General features: G+C 35.5%; 13 protein-coding genes and 1 pseudogene. 13 read left to right on the forward strand and 1 reads right to left on the reverse strand.

Annotated features, from left to right (window positions below):
• From HMPREF3264_RS01215 to HMPREF3264_RS01240, 6 genes are all read left to right on the forward strand, one after another.
• Positions 1-775: CHAP domain-containing protein (locus HMPREF3264_RS01215; RefSeq protein WP_070871655.1), on the forward strand; the 775-nt coding region annotated here is incomplete at its 5' end.
• A 197-nt stretch (positions 776-972) separates the two neighbouring features.
• Entirely contained in the window at positions 973-1,263 is a 291-nt protein-coding gene (locus tag HMPREF3264_RS01220; protein WP_002444498.1) for a hypothetical protein, read from the forward strand.
• A 213-nt stretch (positions 1,264-1,476) separates the two neighbouring features.
• Entirely contained in the window at positions 1,477-3,327 is a 1,851-nt protein-coding gene (nrdD, locus tag HMPREF3264_RS01225; protein ID WP_070871656.1) for an anaerobic ribonucleoside-triphosphate reductase, read from the forward strand.
• The gene (gene nrdG / locus HMPREF3264_RS01230; protein ID WP_070871657.1) at positions 3,324-3,857 is read left to right on the forward strand and encodes an anaerobic ribonucleoside-triphosphate reductase activating protein; all 534 of its coding nucleotides are present in this window, start codon (positions 3,324-3,326) and stop codon (positions 3,855-3,857) included. The genes nrdD and nrdG overlap by 4 nt, the downstream gene beginning before the upstream one ends.
• 404 nt (positions 3,858-4,261) lie before the next feature.
• The gene (locus HMPREF3264_RS01235) at positions 4,262-5,560 is read left to right on the forward strand and encodes an anaerobic C4-dicarboxylate transporter family protein (RefSeq protein ID WP_070871658.1); all 1,299 of its coding nucleotides are present in this window, start codon (positions 4,262-4,264) and stop codon (positions 5,558-5,560) included.
• Positions 5,561-5,936: 376 nt separating this feature from the next.
• A complete protein-coding gene (locus HMPREF3264_RS01240; protein ID WP_049402003.1) occupies positions 5,937-7,559 on the forward strand; it encodes a BCCT family transporter in 1,623 nt (540 codons plus the stop codon).
• Positions 7,560-7,630: 71 nt separating this feature from the next.
• Here HMPREF3264_RS01240 and HMPREF3264_RS01245 read toward each other — a convergent pair whose 3' ends face one another.
• A complete protein-coding gene (locus HMPREF3264_RS01245) occupies positions 7,631-8,191 on the reverse strand; it encodes a choline uptake/conversion transcriptional regulator CudC (protein ID WP_002444485.1) in 561 nt (186 codons plus the stop codon).
• 287 nt (positions 8,192-8,478) lie between these two features.
• Here HMPREF3264_RS01245 and betB point away from each other — a divergent pair, with 287 nt between their 5' ends.
• The 7 genes and pseudogenes from betB (at position 8,479) to mbcS (ending at position 17,227) form a co-directional block, all read left to right on the forward strand.
• Positions 8,479-9,969 carry a betaine-aldehyde dehydrogenase gene (betB, locus tag HMPREF3264_RS01250; protein WP_070871659.1) on the forward strand — a complete coding sequence of 497 codons (1,491 nt, stop codon included), beginning with the start codon at positions 8,479-8,481 and terminating at the stop codon, positions 9,967-9,969.
• A gap of 151 nt (positions 9,970-10,120) precedes the next feature.
• Positions 10,121-11,839, forward strand: coding sequence for a choline dehydrogenase (gene betA, locus HMPREF3264_RS01255; protein WP_002444481.1), 1,719 nt, complete (start codon positions 10,121-10,123; stop codon positions 11,837-11,839).
• Positions 11,840-12,014: 175 nt separating this feature from the next.
• Positions 12,015-13,190: an amidohydrolase gene (locus tag HMPREF3264_RS01260; protein WP_070871660.1), complete on the forward strand. Its 1,176-nt coding sequence runs from the start codon at positions 12,015-12,017 to the stop codon at positions 13,188-13,190.
• An 18-nt stretch (positions 13,191-13,208) separates the two neighbouring features.
• Positions 13,209-14,587: pseudogene (locus HMPREF3264_RS01265) on the forward strand (MFS transporter).
• Positions 14,588-14,746: 159 nt separating this feature from the next.
• Entirely contained in the window at positions 14,747-14,959 is a 213-nt protein-coding gene (locus tag HMPREF3264_RS01270; protein WP_002444476.1) for a sterile alpha motif-like domain-containing protein, read from the forward strand.
• A 35-nt stretch (positions 14,960-14,994) separates the two neighbouring features.
• The gene (locus HMPREF3264_RS01275; RefSeq protein ID WP_049402006.1) at positions 14,995-15,465 is read left to right on the forward strand and encodes an antibiotic biosynthesis monooxygenase family protein; all 471 of its coding nucleotides are present in this window, start codon (positions 14,995-14,997) and stop codon (positions 15,463-15,465) included.
• A gap of 175 nt (positions 15,466-15,640) precedes the next feature.
• Complete coding sequence (gene mbcS / locus HMPREF3264_RS01280) at positions 15,641-17,227, forward strand: acyl-CoA synthetase MbcS (RefSeq protein ID WP_070871661.1); 1,587 nt, start codon at positions 15,641-15,643, stop codon at positions 17,225-17,227.
• The last annotated feature ends 178 nt before the right edge of the window (positions 17,228-17,405 follow it).

The raw sequence follows: 17,405 nt of genomic DNA on the forward strand, positions 1-17,405 counted from the left end.
GAAAAAAATCGCTACAGCTACAATCGCAACAGCAGGTATTGCAACATTCGGTTTCATGCAACATGATGCAGATGCAGCGGAAAATAACAATAACGGATATAACCCTAATGATCCTTATTCATACAGCTACACTTATACAATTGATCAACAAGGTAATTATCACTACAATTGGCAAGGTAACTGGAGCCCTAATCAAGCTCAACAAGGAAATAACGCTAACTACTCAAATGCTAACCAAGGTACTCAAAACTATAATTCAAATAATTATTATAGCTACAATTACAATGGTTCAAATAACAACCAAACTCAATCATATCAATCAAACAATAATGGCGGAGGTTTAGGTGCAAGCTATTCAACTTCAGATAGAAACGTTAAAGTTACTACACAATCTGCACCAACACAACAATCTTCAAACCATTCATCAGCTGCATTCTCAGGTCAAACATCTTCAGGTTCAAACCTTTACACTTCAGGTCAATGTACTTATTATGTATTTGACAAAGTAGGCGGTAAAATCGGTTCTACATGGGGCAACGCTAATAACTGGGCTAACGCAGCTGCACAAGACGGCTACACAGTAAATAACAAACCTAAACAAGGTGCGGTAATGCAAACATCACAAGGTGCTTTCGGTCATGTTGCATATGTTGAAAACGTAAACAACGACGGTTCTGTAAAAGTATCTGAAATGAACTATAACGGCGGACCTGGTGTTGTATCTACACGTACAATTTCAGCTAGCCAAGCAAGCGCTTATAACTATATTTCATAATTTTGTATCCACAAATATATTTAATATTGAAGTCACGAATCGGTAGAGGTTCGTGGCTTTTTTTGCATTTATTTTCGAAAAGTGGAATAGCCATCAACAATACATAGTCTTATGTGATTGAACACGTTATTTAAGGGAAAAACACAACTAAGAATAGCATTAAACTAACTAAAAAGTGTTGAGGATGGTGAAATCGCATGGAATTTAATATTTGGATGTGGATAATATTAGCAGTAATTATTATTGTTACTATTGCTGTCATACTCATATTAACGGTAGGTTCAGTATATGAAGAACGTGCTTATGATAAACGTTCAAAAGCCGAAAAACGTAAGAATACGGAGAAGAATCTTGAAATGGCAAAAGGGCATACAGGTGATGAAACAGAGACATTAGAAAATCAAACTAAAGACAAAACACATCATGAAGCTGATAAGGCTAAAGATAAATTTGCTCATAATCATAATATAGAAGATAAAAATAAATAATTTAAATAAATATGAATGTCCTAACACTTGAATTAATTGTCATTTGTTAGGACATTTTTTAATTGTCTGCAACAATCTATTCGTCATACATATAGTTCACTAAAAGTTAAACTCTTTGTGACGTTTCTGTGAACGACTAGGTTATTCATTGTAATACTATATATAGTGTTATATTTTAAAAATAGATACTATATATAGAGAAAGGTGATAAAAATGACGACATTAGAGCAATCGTTAACTCGATTAATTACTAAAGATCCTACTATATTAAATGAAAATGCAAATAAAGATAGTAATACATTCTCAACGATGAGAGATTTAACAGCAGGTACTGTGTCAAAGTCCTATGCACTCGAACATTTACTTCCTAAACAAGTTGCCGAAGCACATTTGTCAGGAGATATACATTTCCATGATTTAGATTATCATCCTTTTCAACCACTAACGAATTGCTGCTTAATTGATGCGAAAGATATGTTGGAAAATGGATTTGAAATAGGCAACGCACATGTCACTTCTCCTAAATCAATACAAACTGCCTCAGCACAACTTGTTCAAATCATCGCAAATGTGTCTAGTAGTCAGTATGGTGGCTGTACAGTTGACCGTGTAGACGAATTATTAAGTACATATGCTCAACTTAACGCACAACATCACCGTAAAGTAGCTCAAGAATTTGTTCAACCGGATAAATTAGAGGCCTACGTAGATAAACAAGTTACAAAAGACATTGGAGACGCGATTGAAAGTTTAGAGTATGAAATCAATACACTTTATACTTCAAATGGACAAACACCGTTTGTAACATTAGGATTTGGACTTGGGACAGATGAATTAAGCCGTAAAATTCAACAGGCTATTTTGCGTACAAGAATTAAAGGACTTGGTAAAGATCGTATGACTGCCATTTTCCCTAAACTAGTATTTTCAATAAAGAAAGGTGTTAACTTTAATCCTACTGACCCAAACTATGACATTAAACAACTCGCACTAGAATGTTCTACGAAACGTATGTACCCTGATATTCTCAATTACGATAAACTTATTGAGTTATTAGGTGATTTCAAAGCGCCGATGGGTTGTCGATCATTCTTACCTAGTTGGAAAGATGCTGAGGGTCATTTTGAAAATAATGGACGCTGTAACCTTGGCGTCGTTACATTGAATGTTCCAAGAATTGCTATTGAGTCTAATGGTGACATGAATATGTTTTGGGATATTTTCGAAAAAAGAATGGAACTCATGCATGATGCGTTAGTGTATAGAATTGAACGTTTAAAAGATGCGATACCTAATAATGCGCCTATCTTATACAAAAGTGGTGCATTTAAATACAAATTGAAAGCGTCAGAAGACGTAGACGCACTATTTAAGCAACAACGTGCTACGATTTCAATGGGTTACATAGGCTTATATGAAGCAGCTACAATGTTTTACGGACCAGATTGGGAAAGTAATCAAGAAGCTAAGACGTTTACATTAGATATCCTCAGAGAGATGAAACATTATCAGAACGAATGGACAGAGAAATATGATATTTGGTTCAGTATTTATAGCACGCCAAGTGAGTCATTAACAGACCGATTCTGTCGATTAGATAGAGAACGTTTTGGTGACATACCTGATATCACTGACAAAGGTTACTATCAGAATTCATTCCATTACGACGTACGTAAAGATGTCACACCTTTTGAGAAGTTAGATTTTGAAAAGGATTACCCTTACTACGCTAGTGGAGGTTTCATACACTATTGTGAATATCCTAAATTGAACCATAATCTTAAAGCTTTAGAAGCAGTATGGGACTATTCATACGATAAAGTTGGCTATTTAGGAACAAATATACCAATTGATCATTGTTATAAATGTGATTATGACGGGGATTTTGAAACGACTGAAAATGGTTATAAATGTCCACATTGTGGCAATAGCGACCCTAAAACTGTCGATGTGGTTAAACGAACATGTGGCTATTTAGGCAACCCCGTTCAAAGACCTGTCATCGAAGGACGTCAGAAAGAAATTTGCGCAAGAGTCAAACATATGAAGGAACCGCGCTCATGAGTCTATTAGACATTAAAACTGGACAGAATCATATCGCGAAAATTGAAAGTCACAGTTTTGTTGATGGTGAAGGCGTCCGTTGTAGTGTGTATGTTTCTGGTTGTCCTTTCCAATGTAAAAAATGCTATAACGAGAAGGCACAAAATTTTAAATATGGTGAAACATTTTCAGAAGATATTTTAGAGGAAATATTGGAGAATTGTGAGCCTTCCTATATTTCAGGATTAAGTATTTTAGGTGGAGAACCATTTTGTAACTTAAATATTACGTTACGCATTGCCCGTGCTTTTAGACAACGGTTCGGACATAGTAAAACAATTTGGATATGGACTGGGTTTCTTTTTGAATATTTAAAACATCAAACAGATGAACGTCGAGAATTACTAGAACTTACTGATGTATTAGTAGATGGGCTTTTTATGTACCAACTTTATAAACCTAATTTGCCTTATAAAGGATCGTTAAATCAGCGTGTCATTAACGTTCATGATTCGTTACAACATGACGTCATTATTGAATATGTGTCTTGAAGAAGCGGGTGAAAGTCTAATTTTGAAAAATATACGAAGTATTGATGGCGACACGCCTGCAGGAATAGCATGCGTCTTGAGACTACAGGCTCAAGCCATGCCCGCGGCAAGGGAGCCTAAGCAATACGAAGTATTGAATATAAATGTAGCAGTGAGATGAATCCTTATTGAAATCATCTTACTGCTTTTATTTTTAGATTATTATGTATCAGACTATCCTTTTTTATATCTAACATGAAATTTCAAATAAATGAAACGACGATAATGATGAAAAGTGATAATGATTAAACGTTGTTAAAGCGAAGAATAATAATATTCTTGATATATATATACTTATTACATCTTTAAATGATAAAATATAGATAATGACTAAATTCGTTCATCAAGAGTAAGGAGATCCTTCCATGTTATTGTTTATCATAGAAATCATCATAATGATTCTAGCGATACTATTAGGACTTAGAACAGCCGGTGCGCTTGGTTGTGGTATCTTTGCCATTGTTGCACAGCTGATTATGATATTTGTATTTCAATTACCTCCAGGTTCAGCCCCTGTTACAGCAGTTTTAATTATTCTTTCTATCGGCATCGCAGGTGGGACACTTCAAGCTACTGGCGGTATCGACTACTTAGTTTATATTGCATCACGTGTGATTGAACGTTTTCCCAAATCTATTATTTTTATAGCGCCAATGATTGTGTTCCTATTCGTGTTTGGGATCGGAACAGCGAATATCGCTTTATCTTTAGAACCGATTATTGCAAAGACTGCTCAGAAAGCACACATTCAACCTAAACGTGCATTGACTGCTTCAGTATTGACTGCCAATTTGGCATTACTTTGTAGTCCGGCTGCTTCAGCAACTGCGTACATTATTTCAGTTTTAGCGGGTTATCATATCTCAATGGGGAAATATTTGAGTATTGTATTACCAACAGCAATCATTAGTATGCTATTACTGAGTGTGTTCTGTACGTTTGTCGGACGTAAAGAGAAGGTACGTGATAATTCAGAGCGTTTAGTTCAAATTCCAGAGGTTGAACTTGAAAGTGAATTTTCAGGAAAAGTAAAAATAGGCGTGCTAGCCTTTCTAATTTGTGTTATGGGAATTTTAACCTTTGGTATATTTCCACATCTGATGCCAGAATTTAATGTAAATGGAAAGATAGTAAAAGTTGAAATGACAGAGATTGTACAATCCTTTATGTACTTAAGCGCAGCAATCAACTTACTATTAATTAAAATTAATACGTCTGAGATTCTTTCATCACATATTACACAGTCAGCGATGGGAGCATTGTTTGCAGTATTAGGACCAGGATGGTTAGGAGCTACAATCTTTAATGCACCTCAAAACTTAAAGATATTAAAAAATGACATTGGTCAAACTGTCAGTCAGGTTCCTTGGTTAGTCATTATCTTAGTATCTGTGGTTGCAATGATTGTCATTTCACAAACTGCGACAGCTTCAATAATGGTGCCAATTGTAATGAGTATAGGTATACCACCTATTTATTTTGTCGCAATGGTCCAAACATTAAATGTTAACTTTGTTATACCCGCACAACCTACATTACTTTTTGCTGTTGAACTGGACGAAACGGGACGAACGAGACCAACAAGCTTCATCGTACCAGGATTTTTCGTTATTACTGTATCTATCATTACAGGATTCCTAATTAAAACATTATTGGGATATTAAAAATTGAGATGAAATTCAAACTACTTTTCCAATCAAATGGGGAAGTAGTTTTTATTTGAAAAAATTGAAATACTTTGATGAAGAAATACATTTTTGAAAATAAATAATTATTCAATAAAAGTGCATAAAAATCCAAAGAGAACATTCTGTAAAGTTCGTTCATTTTGTTAAATTTTAATTTAACACTGTTGTCATAGTCATTTTGTATGAACATCAAAATGTTTAAAACTATATAAATATTCAATCAAGTCATCTAAAATATTTGTATGGAATTTGCATTATTATTAAAACTTCGTTATTGTCTTTTTTGTGAATCAATAAAAATTGAGCGTAATTGAACAACACGATTCATAAAATAATATTAGGGGGATCACAATTGAAAAAGGAAAAAGTTATGGACTGGCCGACCTTTATAGGTGTAGTTGTCGTATTACTTTTTGCTGTTATACCTATGATGGCCTTTCCAAAAGCAAGTGAAACTATCATCACAGATATCAATAGTGCCATTTCAAATTCAATTGGTTCTGTGTATTTATTTATGGGGCTTGCAATATTCTGCTTCGTTCTATACATAGCATTTGGTAAGTACGGTAATGTCACGTTAGGGAAGGCAAGTGACAAACCAGAATTTAATAATTTCACATGGGCTGCAATGCTATTTTGTGCTGGTATCGGTTCAGATATTTTATATTGGGGTGTCATAGAGTGGGCATTCTATTATCAAGTGCCACCAAACGGCGCGAAATCAATGTCTGACGAAGCACTACAATATGCTACGCAATACGGTATGTTCCATTGGGGCCCTATCGCATGGGCAATTTATGTTCTTCCTGCATTACCTATTGGCTATCTTGTATTCGTTAAGAAACAACCAATCTATAAGATCAGCCAAGCTTGTCGACCTATCTTAAAAGGTCAAACAGATAAATTTGTTGGTAAATTAGTAGATATTTTATTCATCTTCGGTTTACTTGGTGGTGCCGCTACATCATTAGCACTAGGTGTTCCTATGATTTCAGCAGGTGTCGAAAAGTTAACTGGTTTAGATGGAACAAACATGGTTTTACGTTCAATCATTCTTTTAACAATTACAGTTATTTTCGCAATTAGTTCTTATACTGGATTGAAAAAAGGTATTCAAAAATTAAGTGACGTCAACGTGTGGCTTTCATTTGTACTTTTAGCCTTTGTATTTATCGTAGGGCCAACAGTGTTTATTATGGAAACAACTGTGACAGGCTTTGGTAATATGCTAAGAGATTTCTTCCATATGGCGACATGGATGGAACCATTTGGAGGTATTCACGGACGTAAAGAGACACACTTCCCACAAGATTGGACAATTTTCTATTGGTCTTGGTGGTTAGTATATGCGCCATTTATTGGTTTATTCATCGCACGTATATCTAAAGGTCGTACCCTGAAAGAAGTCGTTCTTGGTACAATCTGTTATGGTACGTTAGGATGTGTATTATTCTTCGGTATCTTTGGTAACTATGCAGTTTACCTACAAATTACTGAACAGTTTAATGTTATTAATTACTTAAACAGTCATGGTACTGAAGCGACGATTATCGAAGTAATGCATCAACTACCATTCCCAACAATTACAATTATTTTATTCTTAATTTCAGCATTCTTATTCTTAGCAACTACCTTTGATTCTGGTTCATACATCTTAGCAGCTGCATCTCAGAAAAAAGTTATCGGTGAACCTTTAAGAGCAAATCGTCTATTTTGGGCATTCGCATTATGTTTATTACCATTCTCACTCATGTTAGTGGGTGGCGAAAGAGCACTTCAAGTACTGAAAACTGCTTCAATTTTAGCAAGTGTTCCATTAATCGTTATCTTCGCCTTTATGATGATATCCTTCTTAATCATATTGGGTCGAGATAGGATTAAACTTGAAAAGCGTGCAGATAAACTGAAAGAGGTTGAACGTCGTTCGCTTAGAATTGTTCAAGTGAAAGAAAAACCAGAAGACGATAATCTATAACTATAAAGAAAAGCCAAGAGAAAAGTGACGTTTTGACGTCGCAATCTCTTGGCTTTTTAATGTTTTGTAACTTAATTTTCTTCATTTTTATGTTCAGGAATTGGGAAGTATTTAAATATTTCGCCAGTTTCTAATGCCTCGCAAAGTTGCGCTAACCATTCATAGTAAACTTTTGAATGATCTAATTGTGCTTTAACATTTAACGCGTCTTCTTTGTCTGCTTCATCTAAATGATCTTTATTTAAAAGTGGATTGATAATCTTTTCTGCATCTTTAATTGCCTCCATATTCGTATCAATCTCTCGTTCCCATTTTCGAGTGAAGAAATTACGGAAAAAATTAAAGAAGTCTTTCTCAGCAATAAAATGTTGCTTACGACTTCCACGTGTGAATTGCTGTTTAACAATATCAAATTCTTGAAGCTTCTTAACACCTGAACTCATACTTGGTTTACTCATTTGAAGTTGTTGACGCATTTCATCTAGAGTCATACTACCTTCAAATACCATAATGCCGTATAAATTTCCGACACTACGGTTGATACCGTATAAATCCATCGTTTCACCAATTGAGTTAATCACTAAATCTTTGGCTTGTTCAACTTGGTGCGCGTCGCTATTTGAACGTGTCATCACTGCACCTCCAATTTCTAATATTGCATTTTACCACGTTAATTAAGCTATGTAACGTAATTTTTAAAATTTTAAATATGCCAAACTATTATAAAACCTTTTTTCAAAAATGAAAATCACTTTATTAATTTGTTTTGTCATAGTTGTTATTGTAACTTACTTTGACTTTATAACATGCGTTTTACAAATATTTTTTAAGAAATTGACACGTTTTCAATACCTATGCTAACATAAATTTGTAAAATTCGTTAAATAAAAATTTAACAAACTTAACGGAGGTTGTTTTGATGGAACTTGTAGATAAATTATCAAATCGCCAATATATTGATGGTGAGTGGGTTGAAAGTTCAAATAAAAATACTAGAGATATCATAAATCCTTACAATCAAGAAGTCATCTTTACTGTAGCTGAAGGTACAAAAGAAGATGTTGAAAGAGCTATTCTAGCAGCAAGAAGATCATTTGAAGAGGGCGAATGGTCACTTGAAACAGCTGAAGTTAGAGGTAAAAAAGTAAGAGTTGTTGCAGATAAAATTAAAGAAAATCGTGAAGAGCTCGCAAAACTTGAAACGTTAGATACAGGTAAAACATTAGAAGAATCATATGCTGATATGGATGATATTCATAATGTGTTCATGTATTTCGCAGGATTAGCGGATAAAGATGGTGGCGAGATTATCAACACGCCAATTCCAAATTCTGAAAGCAAGGTTGTCAAAGAACCAATCGGTGTTGTAACACAAATTACACCATGGAATTATCCTTTATTACAAGCATCTTGGAAGATTGCGCCTGCACTTGCGACAGGTTGCTCTCTAGTGATGAAACCTAGTGAAATTACGCCTTTAACTACGATTCGCGTATTTGAGCTAATGGAAGAAGTTGGTTTCCCTAAAGGTACAATTAACTTAGTATTAGGTGCTGGCTCAGAAGTTGGTGACGTGATGTCAGGTCATAAAGAAGTTGACTTAGTATCATTCACAGGCGGTATCGAAACTGGTAAACATATTATGAAACAAGCGGCAGATAACGTAACAGAAGTGGCATTAGAACTTGGCGGTAAGAATCCAAATATCATCTTTGATGATGCAGACTTCGAATTAGCAGTAGACCAAGCTTTAAATGGTGGCTATTTCCACGCAGGTCAAGTGTGCTCCGCAGGTTCAAGAATTTTAGTTCACAATAGTATTAAAGATCAATTTGAAAAGGCACTTATCGATCGTGTAAGTAAGATAAAAGTAGGTAACGGCTTTGATGAAGATACTGAAATGGGACCAGTGATTTCAACTGCACATCGTGAGAAAATTGAAAATTACATGGAAATTGCAAAACAAGAAGGTGCCACAATTGCTATCGGTGGTAAGCGTCCAGAGCGTGAAGACTTACAAGATGGTTTATTCTTCGAACCTACTGTAATCACTGATTGTGATACTTCAATGCGTATTGTACAAGAAGAAGTCTTCGGTCCAGTTGTTACTGTGGAAGGCTTTGAAGACGAAGAAGAAGCAATCCGTTTAGCTAATGATTCTATTTATGGTTTAGCGGGTGCTGTATTTTCTAAAGATATGGGTAAGGCACAACGCGTTGCGAATAAATTAAAACTTGGCACAGTTTGGATTAATGATTTCCATCCTTATTTCGCTCAAGCACCATGGGGTGGTTATAAACAATCAGGTATCGGTAGAGAACTTGGTAAAGAAGGTCTTGAAGAGTACTTAATTACAAAGCATATCTTAACGAATACTAATCCAGAACCAGTTAATTGGTTTAGTAAATAAGTCATAAGTTCATAATTTATTATTATTAATAAAAAACAATTGCGAGTGAGCGCTAAATTCGAACAAGAGCGCTCACTTCAATATGTGAAACCTTTTAAGAAAGAGATGTTGAGAAACAAAGAAAACAAATCAATTTTGGAGGTCGAATTCGATGAGAAGAAAACACGATTCATATGATTACATCATTATCGGTGGCGGTAGTGCAGGTTCAGTACTAGGAGCCCGTCTTTCTGAAGATAAAGATAAAAATGTTTTAGTATTAGAAGCAGGACGTAGTGACTATTTCTGGGATTTATTTATTCAAATGCCAGCAGCGCTTATGTTCCCTTCAGGTAACCCATTCTATGATTGGAGATATCAAACTGAAGAAGAACCACATATGGGACGTAAAGTCGATCATGCCAGAGGGAAAGTACTTGGCGGTTCAAGTTCAATCAACGGAATGATTTATCAAAGAGGTAACCCAATGGATTACGAAGGTTGGGCAGAACCTAAAGGCATGGAAACATGGGACTTTGCGCACTGCTTACCTTATTTTAAAAAGTTAGAAACTACATACGGTGCGTCACCATATGATAAAGTTCGCGGACATAATGGACCAGTTAAATTAAAACGTGGACCAGCAACAAATCCTTTATTTAAATCCTTTTTTAATGCAGGTGTTGAAGCAGGCTATCACAAAACGCCAGATGTGAATGGTTTTAGACAAGAAGGATTCGGACCATTTGATAGTCAAGTCCACCATGGTCGTCGTATGTCAGCATCTAGAGCTTATTTACGTCCAGCTATGAGACGTAGAAATTTAGATGTTGAGACACGTGCCTTCGTTACTAAGTTAAACTTTGATGAGAATAATAGTAAAAAAGTAACGGGTGTAACATTTAAGAAAAATGGTAAAGAACAAACAGTCAAAGCAAACGAAGTCATTTTATCTGGAGGTGCATTTAATACACCTCAATTACTACAATTGTCTGGTATCGGTGACTCAGAATTCCTAAAATCTAAAGGAATTGAACCACGTATGCATTTACCAGGTGTAGGTGAAAACTTTGAAGACCACTTGGAAGTTTACATTCAACATAAATGTAAAGAACCTGTATCATTACAACCAAGCCTTGATGTTAAACGTATGCCTTTCATCGGATTGCAATGGATTTTCGCACGTAAAGGTGCGGCAGCGTCTAACCACTTTGAAGGTGGTGCATTCGTAAGATCAAATGATGAGGTAGATTATCCTAACTTAATGTTCCACTTCTTACCAATTGCGGTACGTTATGACGGTCAGAAAGCCCCTGTCGCACATGGTTACCAAGTACACGTGGGTCCAATGTATTCAAATTCAAGAGGTAGCTTGAAGATTAAATCTAAAGATCCATTTGAAAAACCAAGCATCGTGTTTAACTACTTATCAACGAAAGAAGACGAGCGCGAATGGGTAGAAGCAATCCGAGTTGCTAGAAATATTCTTAAACAAAAAGCAATGGATCCATACAATGGAGGAGAAATTTCACCAGGACCTGAAGTACAAACTGATGAAGAAATTTTAGATTGGGTTCGTAAAGATGGTGAAACGGCATTACACCCATCTTGTAGTGCGAAAATGGGACCTTCTTCTGACCCAATGGCAGTTGTAGACCCATTAACAATGAAAGTGCATGGCATGGAAAACTTACGTGTCGTAGATGCTTCAGCAATGCCACGTACAACAAATGGTAATATTCACGCACCAGTATTAATGTTAGCTGAAAAAGCAGCCGACATTATTCGAGGCAGACAACCACTTGAACCACAATATGTAGATTATTATAAACATGGTGTTCATGACGAAAAAGCTGGCGCTATGGAAGACGATCCATTTTATCAACATTAATTCATAAATAAGACTGCGCGCACACTTCAATTATCATTAATTGAGGTGTGCTTTTTTATGTGGAAAAGATACCAACGATAATTGTGTTTAACATTTTTTAAATATATAGTAAAAAGACACTGCACAACATTCTTTCGCAATTAAGTTTTATAATTGTATTGAGGAGAGGATTTCAATGAATCAAGAATTAATTAAACGTTTACGTGAAAAAGAAAGTAAAATGATAGAGATGAGACGTTATCTTCACGAACATCCAGAACTTTCATTTCATGAAACAGAGACACCTCAATACATTGCAGACTTCTACAAAGATAAAGATTGTGATGTTGAAACAAATGTAGGACCTAATGGTGTCAAAGTGACGGTTGATAGCGGTAAGCCTGGGAAGACGCTTGCGATACGTGCAGACTTTGATGCACTACCAATTGAAGAACAAACCGGACTTTCATTTGCCTCCAAAAATAAAGGTGTGATGCATGCATGTGGGCATGATGCACATACAGCTTATATGCTCATTCTTGGAGAAACACTAATAGAAATGAAGGATCAATTCAAAGGTAAAATTGTGATTATTCATCAGCCAGCTGAAGAAATGCCACCAGGTGGTGCCCAAGGCATGATTAATGATGGCGTGCTTGATGGTGTGGATCATGTGTTAGGTGCACACGTAATGAGTACGATGGAAGCAGGGAAAGTCTTTTATCGAGAAGGATTTGTTCAAACCGGACGTGCTTATTTTAAATTAGTGGTACAAGGTAAGGGTGGACACGGGTCATCACCTCATATGGCAAATGATGCAATTGTTGCTGGAGCGAACTTTGTAACAACTGCTCAAACCGTAGTTTCTAGACGACTGAGTCCATTTGAAACAGGCGTCGTGACAATCGGTTCCTTTGATGGTAAAGGCCAATTCAATGTCATTAAAGACCAAATTGAAATAGAAGGAGACGTACGTGCACTCACGGATGCTACGAGGGACACCATTCAAGACGAATTAACACGACTTGTTAATGGTTTGGAAGAAACCTTTGGCGTGACGTGTGAGTTTGAATTTAAAAAGGATTATCCAGCCTTATATAATGATCCAGATTTTACATCATATGTTGCAGAAACGATTAAAAATGCGAAAATAGAAGATATTAAAGGTGTAGAAATCTGTGAACCGCAACCACCATCAGAAGATTTTGCGTTTTATGCTGCTGAACTGCCTAGTACATTTATTTATTCGGGAGCAGCGCCAGAAGATGGAGAGATCTACCCTCATCATCATCCAAAATTTAATATTAGTGAATCATCAATGCTTGTAGCTGCAGAAGCTGTGGGTACTGTTGTTTTAGATTATTTAAGTTAAAAGGAGAATGAAACATCAATGAATCAGCAACAAGAATATAATGGGACACGACAACTTTTAGCGGGTATCGTTCTTGCAGTCATCACATTTTGGCTGTTTGCTAACTCGCTAATTAATGTCATTCCAACTTTACAAACTTCATTCGGAAGTTATTTAAGTACAATCAGTATCGCGGTTAGTCTAACCGCTTTATTTAGTGGCATGTTTGTAGTAGGAGCGGGTAGTTTAGCCGATAATTTTGGTCGCGTACGCCTTACTATAATAGGGCTTTGGCTTAATATTATCGGCTCTTTATTAATTATCGTTACTGACTTTACGCCACTATTATTAGTAGGTCGGGCCATCCAAGGATTATCTGCTGCAGCAATCATGCCAGCGACATTATCATTAATTAAAGCGTATTATCATGGAAACCATCGTAGAAGAGCATTAAGTTATTGGTCCATTGGCTCTTGGGGAGGCTCTGGTTTTGCCTCACTATTTGGAGGTATCATTGCTACATTCTTAGGTTGGAAATGGATATTTATTTTTTCGATAGTGGTCTCCGTTATTTCCTTAATATTAATTAAAGGGACACCAGAATCTAAGAATCACAATACTTCGGCAAGAAAATTTGATATTGTTGGGCTCATTTACTTGTTATTATGATGCTCAGTCTCAATGTTATCATTACTCAATCTGCACAATTAGGTCTCTTTTCAGTAGCGATTGTATCGTTAGCCGTTGCATTTGTACTCTCAGCCATTCTGTTTTTTATTTTTGAAAGTAGGAAAATCAATCCACTCACCGATTTTTCATTATTTAAGAATCGATACTACACCAGTGCGACGCTTGCAAATTTTTTAATCAATACAGTAGCTGGTACGCTCCTTGTTACTAACACATTTGTACAACAAGGTATAGGCTTAAGTTCCTTTGAAACAGGGTTATTATCAGTGACTTATTTGATAGCGGTCCTCGCAATGATAAGAGTTGGGGAGAAAATCTTACAAGAATTTGGACCAAGGAAACCTATGCTTATTGGTACAATGTCGACTACGATTGGAATCTTTTTAATGTCGATTACATTTTTTCCTGTTCCACTGTATATCGTTTCATGTATATTCGGTTACTTGCTGTTTGGATTAGGTTTAGGATTATTTGCGACACCATCTACTGATACAGCTATTTCAAATTCACCCGAAGAAAAGGTAGGCGTAGCCTCAGGTATCTATAAAATGGCTTCCTCTATAGGTGGTGCCTTTGGTGTAGCAATATCTGGTGCAATTTATAGCATATTTTCCACATTATTCGACCCTAAACTTGGTGCGATGATAGGACTATGGTTTAATACAATGATGGCGTTTACTGCATATTTTATTGTTTGGTTAACACTTCCTCACCAAAAGACAAAATAATTATAGAAAGTACCATTGTTTCTTTTAAAAATGGCAACCTTTTTATGGTATTTTCTTTTTTATAAATGCAAATAAAATTTAAATGATATAGTTTGGTATGATGTTTTATTTGTAAATTCGTGATAGTATGAATTTATATTACGAAAAAGAGGTGATCGTGTGAGTTTCTATGAATTTATACAAAACTTTGTTGGTGATCAAACGCCTTTAGGTGAATTAGCTGAGTGGGTTAATCAAGACGCACATTTTCCTGTAGAAGAGACAGTAGCTGACAATATTATTCACTATTTTAATCAAATTAAAAATTTTGATCACGAACTCATAGAAGTTGTTAAACGGTCACTATCACTATACGAACAAAGCAAAATTTAATACTTACAAATTGAATTGAAATGAAGGAATCATACATGTTAATCAATGACGCTTATAAAACATATATTATAGAAGAAACTGATGATTGTTTTATGATTGAGAAGAATAATGATAAACAATATTATGAAGTCTTAGAAACTATTAATCAGCTATCTAATGATACATTTTGTGTGCTTAATCATCTTTTTGTGAATGAGGGACATGAAGAGATGTTTGAGGATAAGTTCTTACAAAGAGATAAACATTTGCAAGATGTACCAGGCTTTAAAGCATTAAGATTTCTTAGACCTAAAACATATGGTAGACATTATATCATCGTTACATTATGGGAAAGTCGTCAGGCATTTTATGATTGGCAAAATTCTAGAGAATACGCAGAGACACATAAAAAACGTGGTACAACAAAAGGTGTCGACCATCAGATTGTTAACCGAGACTTGTCATATAATGTAAGAGTAGAGTTAGAAAAATTAAATGAACACATAGACTTTGAAAACGTCTTTTAAATAAAGTCTTACCCTTTAGTGATTTAGAGGGTAGGACTTCTTATTTTTTATGAGTACACCAAGTTTTAACATAACGAAAATTCAGAAAATTATTATAATGCAAGGGGAATCCGTTTGATAGGATATCAAGTTTTGATAGTATGAGTATGAATGTGAATTGAAAGGAAGTAAAATTATGAATAAATCAGATTTACTCGCACCAGAGAAATACAATATTATTTCTGAAATAGAAAAATACGCTTCAAACACTTCTAAGAAAGCGATTATTTATAAAGATAATGAACATGACAATATCTCAGTCAGTTATGAAGAACTTATGCATAATGCGAATAAAGTGGGTAATGTCTTTTTAAATCATGGACTTAAAAAAGGCGATAAAGTACTTATCATCATGCCACGTGCCATTGCAACATACGAATTATACATTGCAGCGTTAAAATTAGGCATCGCCATTATACCGAGTTCTGAAATGCTACGTACGAAAGATCTTCAATACAGAATTACACATGGTGAGATTGATGCAGTTATTGCGATGCACTCACTCACTAAAGAATTCGAAGGTGTAAAAGAATACGAACAATTAACTAAATTTATTGTCGCAGGTCATCAGCAAGGCTGGATTTCTATTGATGATGAAAAGGCTGAGGCAAGTGATATGTTAGAGACTGCTGACACTTCACGTGATGATTTAGCGATTCTATCATATACTTCAGGAACTACAGGGAACCCTAAAGCTGTTACACATTCTCATGGATGGGGTTATGCACATTTACAAATGGCACCTAAACATTGGTTATGCATTGAAGAAGATGATCTTGTTTGGGCAACAGCCGCTCCGGGTTGGCAAAAATGGGTGTGGAGTCCATTCTTATCTATTCTAGGTACAGGGGCAACAGCGTTTGTCTATAATGGGCGTTTCCAACCAGAAACATATCTTGAATTACTACAAGATTATCAAATCAATGTGCTTTGTTGTACGCCAACTGAGTATCGTATGATGGCCAAATTAAATAACTTGCAAGATTATAATTTGGAACACTTACACAGTGCAGTATCAGCAGGAGAGCCTCTTAATCGTGAAGTTGTAGAACAATTTAAAAGAAACTTTAATTTAACAGTAAGAGATGGATATGGTCAGACTGAAAGTACGTTACTTATTGGTTTCTTAAAAGATACTGAACCTCGTCCTGGTTCAATGGGGAAAGGTATTCCAGGTAGTTTTGTCACTATTATTGATGATGATGGTAATGAAGAGCCTCCTCATACAAAGGGAAATATAGCGGTACCTTTAGACTTACCTGCACTATTTAAAGGTTATTATAAAGATGAAGAACGTACGAAAGCAGCTTCAGCCGGTGAGTATTATGTCACTGGAGACTTAGCTCATAAAGATGAAGATGGCTATTTCTGGTTCGAAGGTCGACGTGATGACATTATTATTAGTTCTGGTTATACAATCGGACCTTTTGAAGTTGAAGATGCGTTAACGAATCATCCTGCAGTAAAAGAATGTGCGGTTGTCGCAAGTCCTCATGAAATTCGAGGTAACATCGTTAAAGCATTTGTTATTTTACAAAATGACTATAACGGTAGTGAAGAACTTATTAAAGAACTTCAAACATTCTGTAAAAATGAAGTTGCGCCATACAAATATCCAAGAGCGATTGAATTTGTTGACGACTTACCTAAGACAAATTCAGGAAAAATCAGACGTGTTGAATTACGCGACGCAGAAATTGCAAAGTATCATAACAAAAATTAAAACAATATAAGTTAGGATGTCATATTAATCCTAAAATAGAGCTCTAAGATGATTTCTATTTATGAAGTACACCTCAAAAGTTGGACAAAAAAATCTAACTTTATATGGTGAGGCAGGGCCAAAAACTTAATCCTCAATGGATAAACGTAGTATTGATGGCGACACGCCTGCAGGAATA

This window comes from Staphylococcus sp. HMSC62A08, assembly GCF_001839105.1.
Lineage (GTDB): Bacteria > Bacillota > Bacilli > Staphylococcales > Staphylococcaceae > Staphylococcus > Staphylococcus caprae.